Annotated in this window: 27 protein-coding genes; 25 read left to right on the top strand and 2 right to left on the bottom strand. The window is 49.7% G+C overall.

Translation table 11 applies throughout. From position 1 onward, the window contains the following. Window positions 1-114: 114 nt before the first annotated feature. The 10 genes from cobT (at window position 115) to NYE37_RS04170 (ending at window position 7,405) form a co-directional block, all read left to right on the top strand. Window positions 115-1,176 carry a nicotinate-nucleotide--dimethylbenzimidazole phosphoribosyltransferase gene (gene cobT, locus NYE37_RS04125; protein WP_131470910.1) on the top strand — a complete coding sequence of 354 codons (1,062 nt, stop codon included), beginning with the start codon at window positions 115-117 and terminating at the stop codon, window positions 1,174-1,176. Window positions 1,177-1,195: 19 nt separating this feature from the next. Continuing rightward, entirely contained in the window at window positions 1,196-2,341 is a 1,146-nt protein-coding gene (gene cobD, locus NYE37_RS04130) for a threonine-phosphate decarboxylase CobD (protein ID WP_340711827.1), read from the top strand. After that, complete coding sequence (gene cobU / locus NYE37_RS04135) at window positions 2,326-2,841, top strand: bifunctional adenosylcobinamide kinase/adenosylcobinamide-phosphate guanylyltransferase (RefSeq protein WP_037995682.1); 516 nt, start codon at window positions 2,326-2,328, stop codon at window positions 2,839-2,841. Before cobD ends, cobU begins: the two co-directional genes overlap by 16 nt. Then, complete coding sequence (gene cobS / locus NYE37_RS04140) at window positions 2,838-3,584, top strand: adenosylcobinamide-GDP ribazoletransferase (protein ID WP_037995680.1); 747 nt, start codon at window positions 2,838-2,840, stop codon at window positions 3,582-3,584. Before cobU ends, cobS begins: the two co-directional genes overlap by 4 nt. Next, window positions 3,581-4,189: a histidine phosphatase family protein gene (locus NYE37_RS04145; protein WP_049720479.1), complete on the top strand. Its 609-nt coding sequence runs from the start codon at window positions 3,581-3,583 to the stop codon at window positions 4,187-4,189. Before cobS ends, NYE37_RS04145 begins: the two co-directional genes overlap by 4 nt. Further along, the gene (locus NYE37_RS04150; RefSeq protein ID WP_340711828.1) at window positions 4,189-4,893 is read left to right on the top strand and encodes an adenosylcobinamide amidohydrolase; all 705 of its coding nucleotides are present in this window, start codon (window positions 4,189-4,191) and stop codon (window positions 4,891-4,893) included. The genes NYE37_RS04145 and NYE37_RS04150 overlap by 1 nt, the downstream gene beginning before the upstream one ends. Next, window positions 4,890-5,867, top strand: a complete 978-nt coding sequence (cbiB, locus tag NYE37_RS04155) for an adenosylcobinamide-phosphate synthase CbiB (protein WP_037995678.1) — start codon at window positions 4,890-4,892, stop codon at window positions 5,865-5,867. The genes NYE37_RS04150 and cbiB overlap by 4 nt, the downstream gene beginning before the upstream one ends. A 77-nt stretch (window positions 5,868-5,944) precedes the next feature. After that, entirely contained in the window at window positions 5,945-6,646 is a 702-nt protein-coding gene (locus NYE37_RS04160; protein ID WP_052186701.1) for a hypothetical protein, read from the top strand. Further along, window positions 6,639-7,064, top strand: coding sequence for a CoA-binding protein (locus tag NYE37_RS04165; protein WP_037995677.1), 426 nt, complete (start codon window positions 6,639-6,641; stop codon window positions 7,062-7,064). The genes NYE37_RS04160 and NYE37_RS04165 overlap by 8 nt, the downstream gene beginning before the upstream one ends. Before the next feature lie 152 nt (window positions 7,065-7,216). After that, window positions 7,217-7,405: a hypothetical protein gene (locus tag NYE37_RS04170; protein WP_037995676.1), complete on the top strand. Its 189-nt coding sequence runs from the start codon at window positions 7,217-7,219 to the stop codon at window positions 7,403-7,405. Between the two features lie 66 nt (window positions 7,406-7,471). Here NYE37_RS04170 and NYE37_RS04175 read toward each other — a convergent pair whose 3' ends face one another. After that, window positions 7,472-7,957 carry an acyl-CoA thioesterase gene (locus NYE37_RS04175; RefSeq protein ID WP_049720474.1) on the bottom strand — a complete coding sequence of 162 codons (486 nt, stop codon included), beginning with the start codon at window positions 7,955-7,957 and terminating at the stop codon, window positions 7,472-7,474. Window positions 7,958-8,442: 485 nt separating this feature from the next. On the opposite strand from NYE37_RS04175, the gene NYE37_RS04180 reads away from it, so the two are divergent. From NYE37_RS04180 to NYE37_RS04200, 5 genes are all read left to right on the top strand, one after another. Further along, a complete protein-coding gene (locus NYE37_RS04180; protein WP_037995671.1) occupies window positions 8,443-9,168 on the top strand; it encodes a tetratricopeptide repeat protein in 726 nt (241 codons plus the stop codon). Window positions 9,169-9,443: 275 nt separating this feature from the next. Next, complete coding sequence (locus NYE37_RS04185) at window positions 9,444-9,833, top strand: DUF309 domain-containing protein (RefSeq protein ID WP_069201546.1); 390 nt, start codon at window positions 9,444-9,446, stop codon at window positions 9,831-9,833. A gap of 165 nt (window positions 9,834-9,998) precedes the next feature. Continuing rightward, a complete protein-coding gene (locus NYE37_RS04190) occupies window positions 9,999-10,565 on the top strand; it encodes a Myb-like DNA-binding domain-containing protein (protein WP_049720472.1) in 567 nt (188 codons plus the stop codon). A 39-nt stretch (window positions 10,566-10,604) separates the two neighbouring features. Continuing rightward, window positions 10,605-10,853, top strand: coding sequence for a hypothetical protein (locus NYE37_RS04195; RefSeq protein WP_037995669.1), 249 nt, complete (start codon window positions 10,605-10,607; stop codon window positions 10,851-10,853). Between the two features lie 1,100 nt (window positions 10,854-11,953). Further along, window positions 11,954-12,238: a hypothetical protein gene (locus NYE37_RS04200; RefSeq protein ID WP_037995667.1), complete on the top strand. Its 285-nt coding sequence runs from the start codon at window positions 11,954-11,956 to the stop codon at window positions 12,236-12,238. Window positions 12,239-12,285: 47 nt separating this feature from the next. On the opposite strand, the gene NYE37_RS04205 is transcribed toward NYE37_RS04200, so the two are convergent. Beyond that, a complete protein-coding gene (locus NYE37_RS04205) occupies window positions 12,286-13,368 on the bottom strand; it encodes an isocitrate/isopropylmalate family dehydrogenase (RefSeq protein ID WP_037995665.1) in 1,083 nt (360 codons plus the stop codon). A 130-nt stretch (window positions 13,369-13,498) separates the two neighbouring features. On the opposite strand from NYE37_RS04205, the gene nagZ reads away from it, so the two are divergent. From nagZ to NYE37_RS04255, 10 genes are all read left to right on the top strand, one after another. Further along, window positions 13,499-15,298, top strand: a complete 1,800-nt coding sequence (gene nagZ, locus NYE37_RS04210; protein ID WP_082240677.1) for a beta-N-acetylhexosaminidase — start codon at window positions 13,499-13,501, stop codon at window positions 15,296-15,298. A gap of 16 nt (window positions 15,299-15,314) precedes the next feature. Continuing rightward, on the top strand, window positions 15,315-15,740 hold the full coding sequence (locus NYE37_RS04215; RefSeq protein ID WP_037995663.1) for a DUF948 domain-containing protein: 426 nt from the start codon (window positions 15,315-15,317) through the stop codon (window positions 15,738-15,740). Continuing rightward, a complete protein-coding gene (locus NYE37_RS04220; RefSeq protein WP_037995662.1) occupies window positions 15,727-16,029 on the top strand; it encodes a YtxH domain-containing protein in 303 nt (100 codons plus the stop codon). Before NYE37_RS04215 ends, NYE37_RS04220 begins: the two co-directional genes overlap by 14 nt. A gap of 77 nt (window positions 16,030-16,106) precedes the next feature. Next, window positions 16,107-16,454, top strand: coding sequence for a bacillithiol system redox-active protein YtxJ (gene ytxJ, locus NYE37_RS04225; protein ID WP_037995660.1), 348 nt, complete (start codon window positions 16,107-16,109; stop codon window positions 16,452-16,454). 26 nt (window positions 16,455-16,480) lie between these two features. Then, complete coding sequence (locus NYE37_RS04230) at window positions 16,481-16,615, top strand: hypothetical protein (protein ID WP_255347192.1); 135 nt, start codon at window positions 16,481-16,483, stop codon at window positions 16,613-16,615. A 172-nt stretch (window positions 16,616-16,787) separates the two neighbouring features. After that, the gene (locus NYE37_RS04235) at window positions 16,788-17,879 is read left to right on the top strand and encodes a bifunctional 3-deoxy-7-phosphoheptulonate synthase/chorismate mutase (RefSeq protein ID WP_037995658.1); all 1,092 of its coding nucleotides are present in this window, start codon (window positions 16,788-16,790) and stop codon (window positions 17,877-17,879) included. A gap of 187 nt (window positions 17,880-18,066) precedes the next feature. Further along, the gene (locus NYE37_RS04240) at window positions 18,067-19,353 is read left to right on the top strand and encodes a hypothetical protein (protein ID WP_131470911.1); all 1,287 of its coding nucleotides are present in this window, start codon (window positions 18,067-18,069) and stop codon (window positions 19,351-19,353) included. Window positions 19,354-19,411: 58 nt separating this feature from the next. Next, window positions 19,412-20,452 (top strand): catabolite control protein A, encoded by a 1,041-nt coding sequence (gene ccpA / locus NYE37_RS04245; protein WP_037995652.1) that lies wholly within the window; start codon window positions 19,412-19,414, stop codon window positions 20,450-20,452. A gap of 14 nt (window positions 20,453-20,466) precedes the next feature. Continuing rightward, on the top strand, window positions 20,467-21,180 hold the full coding sequence (locus NYE37_RS04250) for a 5'-methylthioadenosine/adenosylhomocysteine nucleosidase (RefSeq protein ID WP_121874156.1): 714 nt from the start codon (window positions 20,467-20,469) through the stop codon (window positions 21,178-21,180). A 104-nt stretch (window positions 21,181-21,284) separates the two neighbouring features. Further along, window positions 21,285-21,440: a DUF1540 domain-containing protein gene (locus NYE37_RS04255; RefSeq protein WP_069201544.1), complete on the top strand. Its 156-nt coding sequence runs from the start codon at window positions 21,285-21,287 to the stop codon at window positions 21,438-21,440. The last annotated feature ends 78 nt before the right edge of the window (window positions 21,441-21,518 follow it).

Genomic DNA, 21,518 nt, shown 5'->3' on the forward strand with positions numbered 1-21,518 from the left:
TTAACAAAATGAATTTATCTTTCAACAACCAATTTTTTAACAACGGGTTTGTCCGGCTGTTTCATCTATAATATCCTTGAATGAAGATACCGGAAGAAAGCGGGGGAGGAGACATTGATCAACGGAATAGAAAAGATTGAAATTCCGCCGGTCGACAAAGAAACGGCCGGCAAAATGAAACAACATGTCGATCAATTGACCAAACCGGTCGGCAGCTTGGGGCAATTGGAAGAAATCATGATCCGCTTGGCCGCCATCACGGGGGAAATGTTCCCTGATTTGAGTCAAAAAGCGGTGGCCGTGTTTTGCGGGGATCACGGGGTGACCGAAGAAGGGGTCAGTCCGTATCCGAAAGAAGTGACCGGCCTGATGATGCAAACCTTCGACCGTGGAAAAGCGGCGGTGAATCTTTTGGCTGAAGCGGCCGGCGCCGGGCTGGTTGTGGTGGATGTCGGGAGTGAATGGGAGGAAACCCCGGGATCCGTGCTCTCTGCCCGGGTACGCAAAGGCACGCGCAACTTTTTAAAAGAAAAGGCGATGACCCGCCAAGAAGTGGTGGAAGCGATCCGGGTGGGGAGAGAGACTGTCCGGCAGTTGGGCGAAAAGAACGTCCGCCTGTTGGCTGTGGGGGAATTGGGAATCGGCAATACCACGGCAGGGGCTGCGGTGGCAGCCGGGCTCACGGGAAAACCGGTTTCGTCATTGACGGGAAAAGGTTCCGGGGTTTCTCCGGAGGCTTATGCGCGAAAATGTGAAGTGATCCAAAAGGCCATCGATTTTCACCGGCCCGATCCGGAAAATCCGCTGGAGGTGTTGGAAAAAGTCGGCGGGCTGGAGATTGCAGCCATGGTGGGAGCTTATGTGGGGGCGGCCGAACACCGGATTCCCGTCATCATGGATGGATTGATTTCCACGGCGGCAGCTTTGGCGGCGGTGAGATGGAAACCGGAGGTCCGCCCCTGTTTGTTTGCTTCCCATCTGTCGGTGGAACCGGGACATGCCGTATTGCTGGATGAGCTGGGTTTTAAACCGTTGCTGCATGCAGAGATGCGTTTGGGGGAAGCCAGCGGTGCGGCTCTTGTGATGCCGATGTTTGAGACGGCGGTAAAGTTGGCCCGAAATATGGCCGTATTTGCCGATTTGGGACTTTCTGCCCCGCAAGGCGAAAAGAACTGACCAGAAAGGGTGAAAAAAAATGGCAAGCTTGGAGCGGTTCGGACACGGAGGGGATTTGCTGACGGCCAGTGAGCTTTTTTCCAGAGAACAAGAGGAATGGATTGATTTCAGCTCCAATATTTATCCTTACGGTCCGCCGGAAATCGTCAAAGAAGTGATCCGGGAGTTGGTCGAAGAAAGAGAAATGCCGGTGTTATCAAGATATCCGGATCCGGCCTGCCGCGGGTTGAAACAGGCGATCGCCCGTTTTCACCGGATTTCCGCGGACATGGTGTTGCCGGGAAACGGGGCTGCCGAGTTGATTGATCTGTTGATCCAGGCCTTCCGGCCGTCCCGGGTGGGGGTGGTGGATCCTTCTTTTGTCGAGTACAGGCAATGTGCCCGGAAGAGAAACATTCCCGTGGACCATCTGGTGACCGGCTGGGAGCAGCAATTTTTGCCGTCCCTGGAAGAAATGGACCGGCTGTTGAGACGGGTGGACTTGGTATTCATCGGTTATCCCAACAACCCCACCGGGCATTTGATTGATGCCGGCCGGATGTTGGAATGGATCCGCCGGGCCGGACGGTATCAAACCATTTTGGTTGTGGATGAAGCTTTTATGGATTTTGTGGAGCCAAAGGAAGACCGGTCGTTGATTTCACGGGTGAAGGAGCATCCCCAATTGATTGTGGTTCGTTCCATGACGAAGTTTTTTTCGCTGCCCGGTTTGCGTTTGGGTTATCTTGTGGCGGATGAAGCGGTGATTTCCCGGATTCGGGCGCTTCAGGTTCCCTGGAGTGTGAACGGATTGGCGCAAATGATCGGCTGCGCGGTTTTGCGGGAGGAAGTTTACCGGCCGCACGCCCGAAAGGTGAGCGGGTGGCTGGAAACAGAGCGGGAAACGATGATCCGGGAATTGAACCGTCTGGACGGTTTTCAGGTTTTTCCGGGGGTGGCCAATTACTTGCTGGTCCGCATGTCGGTAAACGGAAAAAACGTTTCGGATCTGCAATTCGACTTGGCCCGGGAAGGGTTATTGATCCGGAGTTGTTCCAATTATGAAGGGCTGGAGGATGATTGTTTCCGGATCGCGGTAAGAAAACCGGAGCAGAATCTGCTGTTCAGGCAGGCGCTTGAAGAATGGAGCCGGAAGGAAGGCGGGATATCATGGGCATCAAGTTGATCACCGGCGGCGTCCGTTCCGGCAAAAGCCGCTTTGCCGAGTCATTGTGCATGGATGCCGAATATGTCACTTATGTGGCAACCGGAGTTGCTTCGGATGAAGAGATGAAAAAGAGGATCGAACGACACCGGAAAAGGCGTCCGGACCACTGGTGCTTGGTGGAAGAGCCGCACCGGTTGGCCCGGGCCTTTCAACAAATTCCGCATCACCATCTCGTGTTGGTGGACAGCCTGACCGCGTGGGTGAGCAATCAATTGATGTTGTACAAAGAAGAAGCGTGGGAAGAACATTTGAAACAAGACACCCGGGTTTGGCTGGAACGGTTAAAACCGTATGAGGCCATCCTGGTCACCGATGAAGTCGGTTTGGGCGGTGTGGCCATGCATCCGGTGAGCCGGGCGTTTCAAGACGGTTTGGGCTGGCTCAATCAGGAGGTTGCGCAAGTGGCGGATGAAGTGTGGATGGTGATTGCGGGTATTCCGTGGAGAGTGAAACCATGAATGCTTTTTTTCATGCCCTGGCTTTTTTGACCCGCTTCCCGGTACCGATCCGGCTGGGCAAGGAGGGGTTCCGGGAAAGTCCGGTGTGGTATCCGTTGGTCGGTTTTCTGTTGGGAGGCGTTCTTTTTTTATTTGATCAATTGATTGCCGGGTGGTTTCCGGCGCCGGTCCGGGTGTTGTTGGACCTTTCGGCATGGGTGTTTTTCACCGGGGGATTGCACTTGGACGGTTGGATGGATATGGCCGATGGATTCGGATCCCACCGCGATCCGGACAAAATCCGGGAAATCATGAAGGATTCCCGGGTCGGAGCCATGGGAGCGATTGCCGCCATTTTGCTGTTGATGTTAAAAGCGGGGTCCCTGTTTGTGCTTGCCGGCCATCCGGATGCTTCCTTTGCCCGGGTGTGGATCACGGCCTGCATCTGGGGGAGGATGGCCGCGGTGATCGGCATCCGTTTCTTCCCTTATGCCGGAAAAGACGGGTTGGGACAAGGCATGCGGGAGCGGTTCACCTGGCCGCGATTTTGTTTGGCTTTGGTTTGCACGGTGTTGCCGGTGGGGGTCGGTTTGGGAAGCATGGGTTTGGTGGTGGGGCTCTTTGCGGTTTGGGTTCCGCTGTGGATCGGTTGGAAGGGAACCCGGACCCTTGGCGGTTGCACCGGGGATTTGTACGGAGCCATGATTGAAGCGTCTGAATTAACCTGGCTTCTCTTTTTTACCATTCCGGGGGTGCTTTCATGATGCGGTTGATATGGATTCGCCATGGCGAAACCAAGGGAAATCAGATGAAACGGTACATCGGGCATTTGGACGAGCCGCTGGCTGAAACGGGAAAAGAACAGGCATTCCGGTTGGCGGAAGCACTTTCGCGCGAAAAGATTGACTTTGTGGTGACCAGCGATTTGAAAAGGGCCGTCCAGACCGCCCGTCCCTTTCTTCAAAAACATCCCGGGATTCCGGTGGCCGTCATGCCGGCTTTGAGAGAGTGTTCATTTGGGATTTGGGAAGGAAAAACGTATCAGGAAGCGGAGAAGTTGGCCAAAGAGGCTTGGTGGAACTGGATCCGTGATCCGGTCCGTTTTGCTCCCCCAAAGGGGGAAAGCCTCATGGATCTGCACCACCGCATGCAATGTTTCCTTCGCGAATTGGAACAAAACCGGCCCGGGGACACCGTGGCCGTTTTTACACATGGCGGCCCCATCCGCTGGTTTGTTGCTTATCATGTGTATCAGTGCCGGGACGACTTTTGGAAGCCGTCCATCGGGCACGGAGAGGGATGGGTTGCCGAAAAAAAGGAGGCTGAGTGGATCATCAGCCGTTCTTTGTTTCAGAAAGGAGACTTTTGATGGATTGGTTTCATCGAGCCAGTTGCCCGATTTCATGGACGGTTCACCCGGAAATGATGATGATTGAGTCAAAACGGCCGTTGAAAGTTTTGACCAGTGCGGTTTACGGAAGTGACCGGTTCTCTTGCAAACGGATGATCAACCGGCATGTCGGACGCGATTATGCGGCGAAAGAGCCGGAAGAAGAGATCCGGGATTGGTTAACCCGGAAAAAGATTCCCCTTGACGAAACGGTCGTGCTGATGACAGCTGCCCGGGTGGACCGGGTTTGCCGCCGTTTTGTTGAGGAGAAAACCTTCAAGATGGCGGTGTTTGTCACAGCCGGTGTGGGAAATGCAGCCCGTGCCGGGGAATCATACCCGGTGTTTTGGAACGATCAGGAATACATGCCGCACACGATCAACACGGTGATTGTGATCGACGGACGGATGACACAGGCGGCAATGGTGAATGCCGTCATCACGGCAACCGAAGCCAAAGCGGCGGCACTGCAAGACTTGAAAGTAAAAGATGCCCGCGGAAACCCGGCCACCGGCACCACAACGGATGCGATTCTCATTGCTTCGACCCAGGATCCGGCAAGAAAGGATCTGCATGCCTATGCGGGATTGTCCAGCCCGTTGGGAAGCGCTTTGGGAAAAGCCGTCTATCAGGCGGTGAAAGAAGCCGTGCTGGCAGAAAGATACGGGGAGGAGCGCATATGACCACGGCCGCTGTTTTGATCCTGGCATTTCTTTTGGATTGTCTTTTTGCGGATCCCGCAAACCGTTATCATCCGGTGGTGGGGATGGGGAAAGCCATTGGGTGGCTGGACCGCCGCATCCGCTTTTTTGGCCGGAAAAGAGGGTGGAATGAAAAAGAAGAGGCGTGGAAGTGGCGCTGTGCCGGGATGATTTTGCCGCTGGTTGTGGTGGGTGGCGTTTGGCTTTTGACCTTTTTCGGGGTTCAAGGCATGAAGCAGCTGCATCCGGTGGCCGGCCTTTTGTTTGAAGCGGTGCTGGTTTGGCTGACGATGGCTCCGCGCAGTTTGGCTGAGTCGGGAAAAGACATTTATTCCGCTTTGGTGGAAAAAAAGATCGGTGAGGCGCGCCGTCGTTTGTCCATGGTGGTCGGAAGAGACACGGATTCGTTGGATGAAGCGGAAATTGTGAGAGGTGGTGTGGAAACCATTGCGGAAAATATTGTGGACGCGGTCATATCCCCTCTTTTTTATGCGGCATTGGGAGGAGCGCCGCTGGCCATGGCTTACCGTGCAGTCAATACCCTGGATTCCATGGTCGGATACAAAAACGAGACCTATTTGCACCTGGGCTGGGCTTCGGCGAGGATGGATGATCTGGCCAACTGGATTCCGGCCCGCGTTTTGATCCCGTTTATGTTGGCAGCCTTCGGTTTGTTGCGGCTGAGCCCGGGCCCGGCTTTTCAAGCGTGGAGGCGGGATGCCCGGCAACATCCCAGTCCCAACAGCGGCATTCCTGAGTCCCTGATGGCGGGCGGGCTTCAAATCCGGTTGGGGGGAGTCAATACTTATTTCGGCAAAAAATCGTTCCGTGCTTACATGGGAAAACCGGTTCAGGACAAAAAACCGGAACACCTGCTTAAGGCGATCCGGGTGATGTGGCTTGCTTCCGGATTGTATCTTTTGGCCCTTTCAGGGGTTTGCTGCGCGATTTTTTAAATAAAAATCAAGGGCATGTTCTTCTTGAAATCGGGTAAATACTGTAAGTGGGATATTATCGACAAGGGGCCAAGCCCATGAATCAGATCCGAAAGATTGAAGAAGCCATCGGGGAAATCATTTTCCACGCCCATCCGGAAAATGAACCGGTCACAATTGAGTATATTCCCCCCGCATTCAACCTGGTCGGTTACGGCACGGATGCAGTGGTCGTCAGCCATCCGGAATGCAAAGGCCGGGTTTTGAAGGTGTTTGCGGAGGGCCGCCTTCACAAAGTGGATCAAGAGTTTCAAGTTTACCAAAAGTTGAAGGGGTCCCCTTATTTTGCCCGTTGCTACGACATAGGGGACAATTATTTGATTTTGAGTCATGAACAAGGGATGAACTTGTATCAGTGTTTGTGCGAAGGAGTTGAAATCCCGGAGCAGGTGATCATCGATGTGGAACACGCACGTCGTGAAGCGCGGTTCAAAGGGTTGAACCCGCGTGACATTCATTTGAAAAATGTCCTTTTGCAAAAAGGGCGCGGAAAACTGTTGGATGTTTCCGAATATATGAAACCGGGGAATGACCGGCGTTGGGATGCCCTGGTAGAGGCATATTACGAATTTTATCCGTTGATTAGGGGACGCAAAGTCCCTGTTTGGCTGCTGGAAAGCGTCAAAATGATGTATAACCGCAAAACTTCCTCCGCTTTTTCCGTCCGGGAGTTTGGCCGGAAGTTTGTCAAATGGTTGGGGGATACACAATCAGAGGGGAGTGCCGACGAAAATGTTTAAAAATCCTTCGGACGAAATCCGGAAAAAACTGCTCAAAGAGGCGAAAAATATTGCAGTGGTGGGTTGTTCTGACAATCCGGCCCGGACCAGTCACATGATTGCGGAAGCTTTGCAAAAGGCAGGCTATCGGATCTTTCCGGTGAATCCCAATTTAACCGGACCGGTGTTGGGGGAAAAACCATATGCCTCCTTGACCGAAATCAAAGAACCGATCGATATTGTCAATGTTTTCCGCCGCAGCGAACATGTTTTTCCGGTGGCCAAAGAAGCCGTGGAAGCCGGAGCGAAAGCGCTATGGCTGCAAGAAGGAGTGATCCATGAAGAAGCGGCGCGCTATGCCGGAGAAAATGGTCTGATTGTGGTGATGGACCGTTGCATCAAAGTGGATCATGCCATTTTAGTGGGAACAAACCGGTAATCAGGTGCAGGATTTAAGGAGTCCCGACCCGTCCGGGGCTCTTTTGATTTTGTCAATTCTCAAAAAAATTTGTCGAAAGATATCGTATTTTGATTCTATTTGTGTCATAATATAAAAAACAAGTTGTAAAAAACGGACGGGGTGATGCTCTCATGCAAACCATGAAGCTTTCGCAGTTAGTTCTTGTTGTGTCCCCTGAACTTTACGACTTATTGACGGAAACGGAGCGGAATGCGAGTATCATGGTTCACGGGAAGCTTTCAGACATTAACAAAGACGATATGAACCGGATTATCGCCCAAACCATTCAGTATCACCATGAATCTTCGGTTTACCATTGAGATAGATGTTTCGGATCAAAAAGGGATTCATCCCGTTGTGGATGAATCCCTTTTTGACTGCGGTTTTTATTCGATCGGCTCCATCTTTTGTTCATAAGCACGGATGCGATCTTTGACTTCCTCCGGAATCGGCTGGCTTTTACCGGTTTTGGGATCAATATAAACCACCGCGCCCCTTCCTGCGGCCGACAGCGTTTTGTTTTCGCCTGTCACCAATGCATATTCGAAGTCGGCACTGCTTTTTCCCAGACGGGAAATGCGGACACCGAGCGAAACTTTCTCCCCAAAATGAACTTGTTTTAAGTATTGGCATTCCAAGCTGGCGGTGACAATCACGCCTTGTGCGGAGCGTTGGGAAGCATCCAGCAGGCTCTTGGTCAAATCCAGCGCTTCCAGATAAGCGATCCTCCCGTATTCGAAATAACTGAAATAACTGACATTATTGATGTGTCCGAGTTGGTCCGTATCTGAAAAACGAACTTGGATCGGAGTAAAAAAGCGAAACTTTTCCAGCCATTGTTCCGGCGCTTGGTCCATCCAAGCAATTTTCATCTTCGGTTCCTCCTTGTCCGGAATCCAAAATAAGGAAATGAAAATAATGATGTAAAAAGGGATGAGGATAATAAAATGAGTATTTCTTCATTATAATAAAAATTTAGGCATAAATATATGAAATATTGATAGGATTATGTGAAAAATATTTAAATTAATTGCAGAAATAAAATAGTACTTATGATATACTAAACATGGAATTAATCGGATTATTTTGTTTGTTAGTGAACAAAGTGAACAGATTGCATGATGATTGTCATCTTTTCCATGAAATATTCTGCACCGGAAACGGCCAAGACTTTACCATCATCAAATGGCGGGATGGATATTTTTTTGGCATGCGTCAGGGAAGAATTCGGCATTCTTCATGAAAACCCTGGTTTTTCAGCCAATTTGGCCGGGGTTTGTTTTCTGTCATGAAGTGAATAACGATTCAGTGAGGGTTGATCATAGAACAGACTTCTTGGACTAAGGGGGAAACGAAAGTGGTTGGGCCGATGATTGATGTTGATTTTGTCTGTGAAAATGGAAAAAAGGGACGCTGGCTGGTCACGGGCAGTTACAGGAGAAACCGTTCACGGATCGAAAAAATGATTCAAGACAATCCGCGTGTGGAGGAATATTTGCTGTTGGCGGTTTTGGAAGCAAGAAAAGGTTATTGGAACCGTGCCCAAACCGCCGTGCAAAAGGCGTTGGAACTGGACGGGAATCACGCCGGGGCCAAACTTCTTTTGGCGCAAATTTTGGAAGCCAAAGGGGAACTGCGGGAAGCCGGTGTCATGTATCAGGAATGTTTTCACAGACACCGCCAATTCAGTAAAGGGGCCCGGGAGTATGCCCGTTATTTGATAACCCATACCGATTCGCTGACGCTTGCACAAAATGTTTTGTTCCACAGTCTGGAATGGAATCCGAAAGACGCGATTGCACACACGTTGCTGGCTGAAATTTATTTGTTGCGCGGCAAAACGGGACAAGCGTTATTGCACCTCCGATTGGCGGCTCAGTATTATCAGGCGAATCCACTTTATCATCAGCGCAAAGCCAAAGTGTTCATGGAGATGAACCGTTATGAGGAAGCGGCCGAGCAATTGAAGCAGGCGCTTCGGATGGACCCCAAAAACAAAATCATCCGCTCCCAGTTTGATATGGTGAAAAAAGCGACGAAAACGCCCAAGATTTTCTTTTTTTGGAAAAAATGGGTGATCTGAAAAGCGGTTTAAAATTGAAACAGTTTGAAAACATCTCTCGACATGATATCGACAAAATTCGGGGAGCGTGTTAAAATGTTCGTGTAAGTAAGGTTGACCTTCTTGCTTACGCTACCACGCTTCTTTTAACTCCTTAATCTTGACCCTCTTTCATGTGACCAGGAATTGCCTGGTCTTTTTTCTTTTGCCATTCGTTATGATGATATTGACATAAAGAATATACCCTGAAACGAAGAGAGATGAACACCAAACCGAACGGAAGGATTGAAAAATTTATGACATATCCCCCGCTTTATCTTCAGTTTTTCCGCCATTACCACAACGAAGAGTATTGGGAAGCCCATGAAGTGTTGGAGGAGTTATGGCAAACCCAACGGCACAATGATTTTTATCACGGGTTGATTCAAATTGCGGCCATCATGCATCAGTTGAAGAGGGGAAAAGTACGCGGAGCCAGGAAACTGGCCATCAGTGCCCTCGGTTACCTGAAGCCGTTTGTCCCGCAAAAAGACGGCGTGGATGTGGCCGAAGTCGTCCGTTGGTTAAACGAATGTTTGCAAATTTTACCGGAAGGTGTGGAAAAAATCAGCCGGGAAGAGGTGAACCGGCTGGGCATTTTGCCGTGCAAGTTGCCGGGCGAACACGATTTTAACAACAACCGCTAAAAAAGATGTCGAAAAAAGGCTTGGGGAGTTGTCCGCTGAAACGGACAACTTCTTTGTTTATATAATTATCTTTTATAAATTAAACATAAAATTACTTGTTATTGACTAAATAATTACTAGGTGGCGTCTTCATCAACGAAACCGTCAGGAAAGGAGGATGGAGGAGTGAAGGGGAGACGATGGACTGAAGAAGAGGACCGGCTCTTAAAAGAGACGGTGTTGGAGGCCATCCGTCTTGGAGGAACGCAAATCGAAGCCTTTGAAAAAGTGGGGGAAAAGCTGAACCGGACTCCCGGATCCTGCGGGTTTCGCTGGAATGCAGTCGTCAAGCAACAAGATCCCCATTCATTTCTTGAGGCAAAGAGAGCGCGGGTTGCCAAGCAATTGAGGAAAAACAAAGAAGAACGATGTTCGTCGGTTGATGCGTTGATCCCGATGCTGAAAAAGCTGGAACAAGAAGAAAAGAGTCTGAAAGAACATTTGAATCATTTGAAGGATAAACGGAAAAAGCTCGACAAGCGTTACCGGATATTAAAAGAGGAAAATCGCGGACTGCGTGAAGACCGGGAATCTTATCAATGGTATCAGAAAGAAGTAAAAAACAAGTACCGGTATTTGTTGAATCTGTTGTCGGACATGGGGGCCAATCCCGTTTTTTCCGCAACTCTTCCTGCCGAAGATCACGCAGCGGTTCAAACGGAAGCCGAACACAAAAAAGAGACGACTTCATAAAATAATATGGCCAGATTTCAATGAAAAGAGGTGCAGCGTTTGTCCAGCCGTTCAAAGGAATCGCTTGATCAACAGTTGTCCAGTTTGGAAAACCGGTTGGAACAAATTCAGGCACAAGTGAAAGATTTGCTTCGGGAAAACCATAAACTGAAGACGGACTTGAAATTTTTCGAGCTCATGTTGCTGGAAGAGTATCATTTGTTGATTCAACTGTTGAACCGGGATCAAAATAAAATTTATATTCAATCCGCCCACGGACAAACGAAACGGGACAAGAATTCAGAATAAACAAAAAGCGCCTTGGAAGAGGCGCTTTTTGTACTTTCATGCTGTCTGGAGAGGGCGGGATTATTTCTTTGGAAGGCATTCGGGTGATCAGTATTTTCCGCCACCAAAGCATCCGCCGACAAAGACGAAGATGGTGGCAATCACCAAGAGGTAGATCAAAAGTTGTCTCCAGCCGAAACCGCCGCAGTATCCTCCGCTCATTTGAATACCTCCTTTCAAGAAAAGGATTGCGACATCAGTGAATTAGCAATATCCGCCTTTTCCAAATCCTGATCCGACAAAGACGAAGATGGTGGCAATGACCAGGAGGAAGATCAAAAGTTGTCTCCAGCCGAAACCGCCGCAGTATCCTCCGCTCATTTGAATACCTCCTTTCAAGAAAAGGATTGCGACATCAGTGAATTAGCAATATCCGCCTTTTCCAAATCCTGATCCGACAAAGACGAAGATGGTGGCAATGACCAGGAGGAAGATCAAAAGTTGTCTCCAGCCGAAACCGCCGTAGTATCCGCTCATTTGAACACCTCCTTTCAAGGAAGATTCAAAGAATCAGCGGATCAGCAATATCCGCCTTTTCCAAATCCTGATCCGACAAAGACGAAGATCGTGGCGATGACCAAGAGGAAGATCAAAAGTTGTCTCCAGCCGAAACCACCGTAATATTCGCTCATCTAAAATCCTCCTTTGTGGATGGGGTTTACTGGTGAAATGGATGTTTTTTCACCAGTGCTGATTTACTTTATGCTCGGTGTTTTTCTTTTGTAAAGGCGAATATCTTTGCCGGGGAAATTGCCGGGGTCAAAGATTCAGATTCATGACAAACACAAAGATGACCGGAATGATCAGCAAGAAAAGAAGCAGATTGAGATATGGCGAATTTTGTCTGGATTTTGACGGGGAAAAGGACATGGCGGTTCTCCTTTCGAAAAGCGGCGTATCACTGATGTTTTTTACTATGAATTTATACAAAATTCGTCCAAAAGGTGTTGGGTGAACATCACGATTTTTGAAGATTGGACGTTTGGAGTGGGTCGCTTTGATAAGCAATTTGAATCAGGGGGGCATATAGTATATGGAGTTGCCTGTAAGGAGGAATGGAAATGACCGGAAAAGGACCATCCATGAAAGATCTTGCCCACATGATCAATGCCATTATGGGAAGATCGGTGTTGTCCGAAAGAAAAATGGAGCAGATCATGGAAGGGGCCAAACGCGCCCATGAGCGGGGTGGAATGGATGCGGTTTTGCAATACCTGATGAAAGTGACCCAGGCCGATGTCGATTTCGGGGAATTGAAAAGATTCGCCAACCAGGTGCAAAAAAATCCGCAAAAAGGACTGGACATTTTACAGGGAAAGAGAAGTTTGCCCCGCACAAAAAGGTAAATCTTTGCAAACACACCCGGTGAAAACCGGGTGTGTTTGCGTCTGGTTCAAAATCCTTGCAGGGTTGTCCATACTTCCAGTTTGGTTTGGACCTTGCTGATCACTTCATTGGTGAATTCCGTTGTGGTGGCGCTTCCACCCAAATCGGCGGTTCGGACTCCTTCCCGGACCGTTTCGATCACTGATTCATAGATGGCGCGGGAAGCGGCGCTGGCTTTGGGGTCATCCATATAGGTGAGCAAAGAGGCAGCGGCCAGGATCATGGCCATGGGATTGGCTACGTTTTTGCCGAACAGAGAAGGCGCCGTGCCATGTGGTGCTTCGGCCATGACCGTTTGGGTGTTGAAGGATTCGTCAAAGCTCATCAAGATCGATTCCGAACCGGCGATGGATCCAAACAATTGGAGAACCATATCGCTCAAACAATCTCCATCACGGTTTAATGCAGGAATGACAAGGGGATCGCCGGAGTTGTTGATGAGAAGGGCATAGGTCGCGTCAATCAGTTGGGGTTCGTAACGGACTTCCGGAAAGCGCTTGCTCGCTTCGTCCATTTCTTCTTTTAACATGCCTTCATAGACAGGGCTCACGGTGTATTTCGGCCCGCCAAACACTTTGGCGTTCATTTTTTTTGCGTGGCGGAAGGCAAATTCGGCAACGGCGCGGCAGGTTTTGCGGTCAATTTGTTCCGTCCGGAAAGCGATTTCATCCAAGCCCTCACCTTCCCGCCATTCTTTGGCGCCGTAAGCGTCACCCACCGCCATGCGGATGACGGAAATCGGGGCAAAGGTTCCCGCAACGGGGCGAACTCCCGGGATTCTGCGACCGGTGCGGATGATCACTTTCCCGTCAATCTCTTTCCGCAAGATGGCATTGGGGCTTCCCACATCCCCTTTTTCTTCCGGAGTGATGGTGGCCGCTTTCAGGCCGAATCCCGTCCGTTTCATTGCTCGTGCCGCTTCATAAACGACCTCGTTGTTCGTATTTCTCCGGTTTTCAAGGCTCAAGTCAAACGTTTGAAATTCGAGACCCATTCCGATTACATTCGGATCCAAAACCCGCAATGCTTCATCCAACAGTTCTTGTCCGGTTTGGTCCCCTTTCATGACTACGATGGTTTTATGGCTCATGGATTAATCACCTCATTTAAATATTCCGTGTCTATTATACTCTTTCGAACTTTCAATAACTAGCAATAAATATTCTGACAAATTGAAAGGCAGGTGACATTCCTTTAAGTTCCGCCCGGGATTCAGTACAATGGAAGGGAGACAGGAAGAGGGAGAGATGGATTTGCGTCCGAAATATCTGAAATACATAAGTTTTTGTCTGGCGTTTTGTGTGGGAGCCGTTACGGCTTGTTCGCCCTCCTCTTCACCCGGATCCGGGGAAAAGCCGATGCCTGAGGCTTCCTCAAACTGGGTCGAGGAACAATTGAAAAACATGACCCTGGAGGAAAAGATCGGGCAAATGTTTATTGTCGGTTTCAAAGGAAAAGGCGACAGCGAACAAGCGCTCACCGTGAATGAACAAGCCAAAACATTGATTGAGGATTACCATGTGGGAGGCGTTATTTATTTTGACCGGAATGTAAAAAGTCCAAACCAGGTCGCAACGCTGAGCAATGATTTGCAAAAACTGGCACTTTCATCAGAAAGGAAAATTCCGTTGTTCATCACGGTGGATCAGGAAGGAGGAAAAGTGGCCCGGTTTAAGGAAGGGTTTACCGCTTTTCCGGGGAACATGGTTCTCGGAGCCACGCAAAATAAAGATTTGGCTTACCAAACCGGAAAACAAATGGGCAAAGAGTTGAGAGCCGTCGGTGTCAACTTGAATATGGCTCCGGTGTTGGATGTGAATAACAATCCGGAGAATCCGGTGATCGGTGTGCGTTCGTTTTCCGAAGATCCCGGGCTGACGGCTGAATTGGGAGCGGAATTGATCCGGGGATTTCATGACAGCGGCATCTACACGATTGCCAAGCATTTTCCCGGACACGGGGACACGGCGGTCGATTCCCATGTGGGACTGCCTGAGATTTCACACTCCATGGAACGCTTGAACCAAGTGGAACTGGTTCCCTTTAAAAAAGCCGTTTCGCAAGGGACGGATATGGTGATGAGCACGCATATCATCTTCCCTGCGATTGAAAAGGAGCCGGGGATTCCCGCCACGTTGTCCGAAAAAGTGTTGACGGGGCTGTTGCGAAAACAATTGAATTACGACGGCATCATCATCACCGATGACATGGAGATGGGAGCCATTGCGGAGAATTTCGGTACCCGCGAAGCGGTGGTCCGTGCCATCAAGGCCGGAGCGGACATTGTGTTGGTTTGCCATTCGCTTGAGCGGCAAACCCAATCCATCGAAGCGGTGAAACAAGCCGTCGAAAAAGGGGAAATTGACGAGGCGCGCATTGATGAGTCGGTTCGCCGGATTCTCCGGTTAAAAGCAAAAGACGCTTTTTTGAAACAACCGTATGCCGATGTTGAGAAAGCCACGGAGCTTTCCAACCGGCCCGAAGCGGAAAAAGTGGCCCGGCAAACCGCCGAGCAAGGGGTGACGCTGGTGAAAGATCCGGCACAACACATCCCGTTGAAGCCGGAAAATGCGAAAAAGCTGGCTGTGTTCACCGTGAATAAACCCCAGGCCATAGCGGAGGTTTTAAAACAAAACGGATATGAAGCTGATGTGAATTATGTCGATTCCCTGAAGAAAACGCAAGTTCCGGCTTTGGCGGAGAAGGCCGGAAATGCGGATGCGGCATTGGTCGTGATCAATCAGGTGAAGGAAAATCCGGCATGGATTGACTTGATTCAAACGTTACATGCCAAACGGATCCCGGTCATTGTCTGGGGAATGGATGTCCCCTACGGATTGGATCAATTGCCGGAGGGCGTCACATCCATTGCTTTATATGGATCGTCCCGTCCGCTGTTGGAAGCCGGAGCCAAAATCATGACCGGCGGGGTCCAAAGCCAGGGGCGTTTGCCGGTCACCCTGTCGAAACAATATCCGTTCGGCTGGCCAGAACAAGAAAACGGCAACCAGGGAGGATAAAGGAGGTGCTGACGGAGTGATTCTTGAAATCAGTGTGGCAGTGATGGCAGTGGCAGTCGTCGTCTTGGTCGTTTTTGCCGTTCGTTTTTTGATAAAAATCACCCAAACCATTGAAACCGTGCAAACCACCTTGAATGAAGTCAAAGGTCAAGTGACGGCCACCATTGACGAAACGCATTTAACGGTCAGAGAAACCAGGGGCTTGGTGGAAGAGGTCCGCAAGAAGACGGAGAAAACCGAATCGTTATTTCATGCGCTGGATGAATGGGGAAAAACCATGGAGCAGATCTCTGTCCGGGTGGATCAGCAAATCAAAGCCCATCAATCCCGGTACGGAAATTTGATCAGTGTCATCGGAACGGGAATTGAACTGGCCAAGCGCTGGAAACAGGATCGAAAAACCGATCAAAGCAAAGGAGTGAAAATCCGTGGCGAAGTGTAAATACTTTGTTGCAGGAGCTTTTATTGGTGCCGTGGTCGGAGCGGCGGTTGCCGTGTTGACCACCCCGCGCAACGGAAAGGAAATGCGTGAGGAATTGGAAAAAAATCTGGAATTGACCAAGGAAAAAGGAAAGGAATTTTATTATTCCCTCGTAAATGAACCCGTCGATTCCGTTTACAAGGACACGGAAAAAGAAGATTCGTATGAAGGATGGATGGAACTGCCTGCCCCGAAAAAACAGGAAGAGACCAAAGAAGAGCAAAAGACCGGGGAAGTTTCTCCGTCATAAAACGATATGCATGAGCCAACAGAATCCGTTGTTGGCTCTCTTTTTTAAAAAGAAAAGAATCAAAGGAGGCCTTCACATTGGAACCTTATGTTTTGATTGAAAACCGGGGGCAATTGGAAGAGGTACTGGCCGGATATGACCGTTTATTGTTGTTTAAACACAGCACCCGGTGTCCTGTCAGTGCGCAAGCTTTTGATGAATTTCAACGGTTTTTGAAGAATACGGATGCGGACCGGCGGGTCCCGGCTGCAGTTGTACATGTGATTGAACAACGGGAGGTTTCCGATGCCGTTTCAGAAAGGTTTGGCATCCGGCATGAATCCCCGCAAGTGATGTGGATCAAAGACGGAAAAGTGTGTTGGCACACATCCCATTCAAATATTACAGCGGAAAAGATCGGCCAAGCGGTCAGTGAACCCCGGTAAATAGCGGGTTCCGCCGGGGAAACCATGTGGCAAGCCCGTCAAAAGCAGAAAAAATCATCGCTTTCGGGATCAAAAAAGCAAGAAAAGGCTTGAAACGGGCAATCGGCCGGTGGGCGGAAATTTGCCGGCGGCCTTTATCCCCCACCATTTTTACGGAATGAGCGGTCAGGAAATGGACCGGGAACCGAATATTCCGGAAGAAACGGTGAAAACCCATTGGTTCCGGGCGCGGAAGGAAGTTGCTCCGGTTTCAAATTAACGGGTGACAATTCAGGCATTTTTCGTTATAATATCAAAAATTATTTTTAGGATGAGAAGAGAGGAGACAGACGAGTGAGTGATCAACTGCAAGTGTTAAGGAAACAACTGGATGAAATCAATCTGAAATTATTGGACTTGTTAAGCGAGCGTGCCCAAATCGCCAAGCAAATTGGCGAGGTGAAGAAAAAACAAGGGATCAACAAGTTTGACCCCGAACGCGAAAAAAACATGCTGAACACCTTGGTGAAACAAAACCCCGGGCCTTTTTCGGATGACACCATCCGCTATCTGTTCAAGCAAATCTTTAAGGCATGTCTGGATTTGCAACAAGACAACCAGAAGAAAGAATTGTTGGTGAGCCGGAAAAGAAAAGGAACGGATACGGTGTTGGATTTTGGCGGGGTGACTGTCGGCGGCTCCAGACGGCAAGTGATCGCCGGACCTTGTTCCGTGGAGTCGGAGGAACAGGTTTTTGCCGTGGCCAAAGCTTTGAAAGAACAGGGCGTCAAATTGATGCGGGGAGGCGCTTTCAAACCCCGGACATCGCCTTACGACTTCCAGGGATTGGGTGAAGAAGGCTTGAAAATCTTAAGGCGCGCAGCGGATGAATACGGGTTGAAGGTGATCAGCGAAATCGTAAGTCCCGTGGACATTGAAATGGCAGAGCAATATGTCGACGTGATCCAAATCGGTGCACGCAATATGCAAAACTTTGAGCTTTTGAAAGCGGCTGGTTCGGTCAAAACCCCGGTGTTGTTGAAAAGGGGACTGTCCGCAACGATGGAGGAGTTTTTGTTTGCGGCAGAGTATATCGTTTCCCGTGGAAATGACCAGGTGATGCTGTGTGAACGGGGAATCCGGACCTATGAAAAATGGACACGAAACACATTGGATATTTCAGCTGTTCCGATTCTGAAAAATGAATCGCATTTGCCGGTGATTGTGGATGTCACTCACTCAACAGGAAGAAGGGACATTTTGGTTCCCTGTGCCAAAGCGGCTCTTGCTGCGGGGGCAGACGGTGTCATGCTGGAAGTGCACCCCAATCCGGATGTGGCGTTGTCGGATGCCAAACAGCAGATCAACATCCCTCAATTTGAATCGTTTATGGGCGAGCTTAAAAGTTCCGGATTGTTGGAAGGCCAGTTGGTTTCGGCAACATAAGCGGGACGGCGTAAAAAAAGCGGACCGGCTTCACAGTCTGTCCGCTTTTTTTCGTGCAAATTTTTGATATGATGATCATGGTGGTGAAAATGAACCTTTAAAAGACGAGGATGCTGATCAAATATGTTGGACCGGATCACATCCCTTATAATAAAGAAGAACTGTGTTACAGGGGGAGGAACGTTTGTTGGATGTGAGGGAATATTTGGTGAGAGTGGACAGGAATCAGATTGGTCTGGATGAACTGTTCCATTTGCTGGTGAAAAACTTGTCTGACTGGACGATTGTTTACCAGACGGTGGGATCGGAGAGAAATCCTTTATTGTCCAAGGGGAATCAAAACAGTGACTATATTGTAGCTTTTACGGATCCTGAATCGGCGGGAGTGATCCGGGTGGATCAGCCTCAGCATTTGCAGATTGTGAGAGAACCGGCGCTTACGTTTTTGTTGAAAGCCTACCGGTCGCAAGCGGACGGGGTGATTCTCAATCCGGGGCAGGATTCGCCTCTGTTTTTGATCAAGCCGCATGTGCAGAAGTTGATTTATGCATATGCGGTTGAACAGTTTAAAGAGATGCCGGGCCCCTGGGTGCCGACCATGGATGATCAACTGTTATTGGTGGAGTACCAAAAGGGGCAATATTCCGTGGCGGTTTATTTAAGTGAACAAGATGCGCAATATGTCACGCAAAGGTCGGGAGGACAGGCTGTACAGCATTCGTGGGAAAAAATTGAAGAGCGTTGCCGTGAATTGGGGGCGGCGGCTCCTTACTTCCATTTTGGTTTGCCGGAGCAGGGACTGTTATCGCCGGAACATGCCGCAGTGATTTTTTCCGGGCTCCGTCAGAAGTTGCCTGAACGAGACGAAACCGTTGAATCGCCCGAACGTTTGCCGGCGTCCAACCAACTGCCCGAACCACTGCCGCAGCCTCCCGAACCCGTCGGCAATCCGCCCCAAGAAACCGCTCCTTCCAATCAGGAGCCGGAGCGTGGGCAACCCCAACCCGTGAGTCCGGAGCCGGTTCCCCGGAAGCCGGTCGATCCGGATGTGGCGTTGGGCTTGAAAAAGTTGGAGAGAGCCACGATTGAAGGACAGGGAATGGGAAATGGCTGGGAAGTGTGCCGGGCGATGGCGGAGTTGCGCAGAATTTGGGTTGTGGTGGATCCGGACGGAAATATGGTGATTTTGGCCGGACAGGATCAAAGCCCGATTGTGGACTTTTTCACTTCGGCTGAACACGCCGAGCGCTTGATCAAAGAAGCCCGTGAAAAAAACCCGAATTTGCCGCCCATGGTTCCGAGATTGATTTCGACGAAAAAGCTGTACCGGGCTTTGGCGCCACGCCAGCCGATTGTCTGGATCAACCGGGGATCCCCGGAAGCATGGACAAGTATTATGGGAGACACCTTGCCATATGTGCTACAATTAATGTCACAGCTTCAGGATGGAAAGAAGCAACCTGGTAAAAACTAAAAAATGCTCGAGAAGAGATGGTTTGTGAACAAAAATTAAAAAATGGATGTGGAGTCGTATGGGTAAGAAAAAAGAGACGATCACGATTTATGATGTTGCTCATGAAGCGGGCGTTTCCATGGCGACCGTATCCCGTGTTGTCAATGGAAACCCCAATGTCAAACCGGCAACCAGAAAAAAAGTGTTGGATGTCATCCGCCGGCTCGGGTATCGGCCCAATGCGGTGGCGCGCGGGCTGGCAAGCAAAAGAACGACCACAGTCGGTGTGGTGATCCCGGATATTTCCAACGCTTTTTATGCCGAACTGACCCGGGGCATCGAAGATATTGCCACGATGTATCATTACAACATTATTTTGAGCAACTCGGATTTGCAAAAGGACAGGGAATTGCAGTTAATTGAAACATTGCTGGAAAAACAAGTCGACGGCCTGCTGTTCTTGGGCGGGGAAATCACCGAAGCACACCGGGAAATTTTTTCGGCCACACCGGTGCCCGTTGTCCTTGCGGCGAGCCGCGATGAGAAAAAAGAACTTCCCTATGTCACAATTGATCAGATTCAGGCATCCAAAGAGGCCACCCTGATCCTGGGGCATGAGGGACATAAACATGTCGGGTTTATCGGTGGCCCGCTGACGGATTCGGTCAACGGCTATCCGCGTTATCTCGGTTACAAAGAAGCCTTGAAAGAGATGGATATTGCCTTTGAGGAAGACCTGATCCGTTTGGGGGATTATCGCTACCGTTCCGGTTACAAAGCGATGAGAGAACTATTGGAAAGCCGTCCTGAAATCACCGCTGTCTTTGCGGCCAGCGATGAAATGGCTGTGGGTGCCCTTCATGCGGCATTGGACATGGGGCGTGACGTTCCGAATGATTTATCGGTCATCGGTTTTGAAAACATTCCGCTGGCTTCCCAAGTCCGCCCGCTTTTAAGCACCGTCGGGGTTCCGATGTATGACATCGGTGCGGTGGCCATGCGGTTGCTTACGAAATACATGAATGAAGAGCAAGTGGAGACAGGGCAGGTTTATTTGCCGTATCATATCCAATTGCGGGAGTCCACCCGGTTAAAAGAGTGGGAAGAAGAAAAAGAATAAGCGAGGAGAAACCGATGGAAAAAAAGATTGGAATTATCGGGGCAATGGACGAAGAAATCGCTTCTCTGCTCCGTTTGATGGAGGATGTACGGTCTCATACCCATTATCAAATCACTTATTATGAAGGCCGGCTCGAAGGCACCCCCGTGGTGCTTTGCAAATCGGGCGTCGGCAAAGTGAATGCCGCATTGTGCACGCAGGTTTTAATTGATCGTTTCCAAGTGCAGGCGATCGTGTTCACCGGCGTGGCCGGGGCTTTGGACCCCAAGTTGGAGATCGGGGATATTGTTGTTTCCACCGAATGCCAGGAGCATGATGTGGATGTTAGTGCTTTGGGATTTGCCAAAGGAATCATTCCCTATCAGGAAGTGTCGGTTTACCCGGCCGATTCCAAGTGGATCGGTTGGGCGGTCAAAGCCGGGGAAACGCTGGAAGGGGTTCAAGTCATACAAGGTAAAGTTTTGTCCGGTGACCAATTTATTTCTGATCTTGGAAAAGTCAAGGAATTGCGGGGACAGATGGAAGGAGCTTGTGTGGAAATGGAAGGGGCGGCGGTGGCCCATGTCTCCCATCTGGCCGGCATTCCATATGTGGTGATCCGTTCCATGTCCGACCGGGCGGACCATTCGGCCAATGTGAATTTCACGGAGTTTACGCAGTTGGCGGCCAAGCGCTCCAGTGAAATGGTTTGCCGCATGCTTTCCTTGCGCAACCGGAACCGCTTATGAAAAACGCCAGCCTGAAAAGGCGGGGCGTTTTTTTCATGAATCTGACAGTGTAAAAAAGGGGAGCGTGAGAGAGAATAACGATAGAGCAAAGGAGGGAAGTGAAGATGGCACGAGATGTATTGTGTGAAGTGAAAAACTGTACCTTTTGGCAACAAGGAAACTTGTGCAGTGCCGAGGAAATTTATGTTGTGAGCCACAAAGGGGAAGAAGCGGAAGACACCAAAGAAACCGACTGCAAAACATTTAAGCCGGTACACTGATGAAAGGGGAAGAAGAGTTTTTACTCTTCTTCTTTTGTGTCTAAAATTTGAATTTGATTCGAATTATGTTATAATACT

The organism is Thermoactinomyces sp. FSL K6-2592 (genome assembly GCF_038006465.1).
GTDB lineage: Bacteria > Bacillota > Bacilli > Thermoactinomycetales > Thermoactinomycetaceae > Thermoactinomyces > Thermoactinomyces vulgaris.

Excerpts from the sequence above, each read along its gene's own strand:
- cobD (WP_340711827.1), top strand. The coding sequence starts at position 1,196 with ATGGCAAGCTTGGAGCGGTTCGGACACGGAGGGGATTTGCTGACGGCC.
- cobU (WP_037995682.1), top strand. The coding sequence starts at position 2,326 with ATGGGCATCAAGTTGATCACCGGCGGCGTCCGTTCCGGCAAAAGCCGC.
- cobS (WP_037995680.1), top strand. The coding sequence starts at position 2,838 with ATGAATGCTTTTTTTCATGCCCTGGCTTTTTTGACCCGCTTCCCGGTA.
- NYE37_RS04145 (WP_049720479.1), top strand. The coding sequence starts at position 3,581 with ATGATGCGGTTGATATGGATTCGCCATGGCGAAACCAAGGGAAATCAG.
- NYE37_RS04150 (WP_340711828.1), top strand. The coding sequence starts at position 4,189 with ATGGATTGGTTTCATCGAGCCAGTTGCCCGATTTCATGGACGGTTCAC.
- cbiB (WP_037995678.1), top strand. The coding sequence starts at position 4,890 with ATGACCACGGCCGCTGTTTTGATCCTGGCATTTCTTTTGGATTGTCTT.
- NYE37_RS04160 (WP_052186701.1), top strand. The coding sequence starts at position 5,945 with ATGAATCAGATCCGAAAGATTGAAGAAGCCATCGGGGAAATCATTTTC.
- NYE37_RS04165 (WP_037995677.1), top strand. The coding sequence starts at position 6,639 with ATGTTTAAAAATCCTTCGGACGAAATCCGGAAAAAACTGCTCAAAGAG.
- NYE37_RS04170 (WP_037995676.1), top strand. The coding sequence starts at position 7,217 with ATGCAAACCATGAAGCTTTCGCAGTTAGTTCTTGTTGTGTCCCCTGAA.
- NYE37_RS04175 (WP_049720474.1), bottom strand. The coding sequence starts at position 7,957 with ATGAAAATTGCTTGGATGGACCAAGCGCCGGAACAATGGCTGGAAAAG.
- NYE37_RS04185 (WP_069201546.1), top strand. The coding sequence starts at position 9,444 with ATGACATATCCCCCGCTTTATCTTCAGTTTTTCCGCCATTACCACAAC.
- NYE37_RS04200 (WP_037995667.1), top strand. The coding sequence starts at position 11,954 with ATGACCGGAAAAGGACCATCCATGAAAGATCTTGCCCACATGATCAAT.
- NYE37_RS04205 (WP_037995665.1), bottom strand. The coding sequence starts at position 13,368 with ATGAGCCATAAAACCATCGTAGTCATGAAAGGGGACCAAACCGGACAA.
- nagZ (WP_082240677.1), top strand. The coding sequence starts at position 13,499 with ATGGAAGGGAGACAGGAAGAGGGAGAGATGGATTTGCGTCCGAAATAT.
- ccpA (WP_037995652.1), top strand. The coding sequence starts at position 19,412 with ATGGGTAAGAAAAAAGAGACGATCACGATTTATGATGTTGCTCATGAA.
- NYE37_RS04250 (WP_121874156.1), top strand. The coding sequence starts at position 20,467 with ATGGAAAAAAAGATTGGAATTATCGGGGCAATGGACGAAGAAATCGCT.
- NYE37_RS04255 (WP_069201544.1), top strand. The coding sequence starts at position 21,285 with ATGGCACGAGATGTATTGTGTGAAGTGAAAAACTGTACCTTTTGGCAA.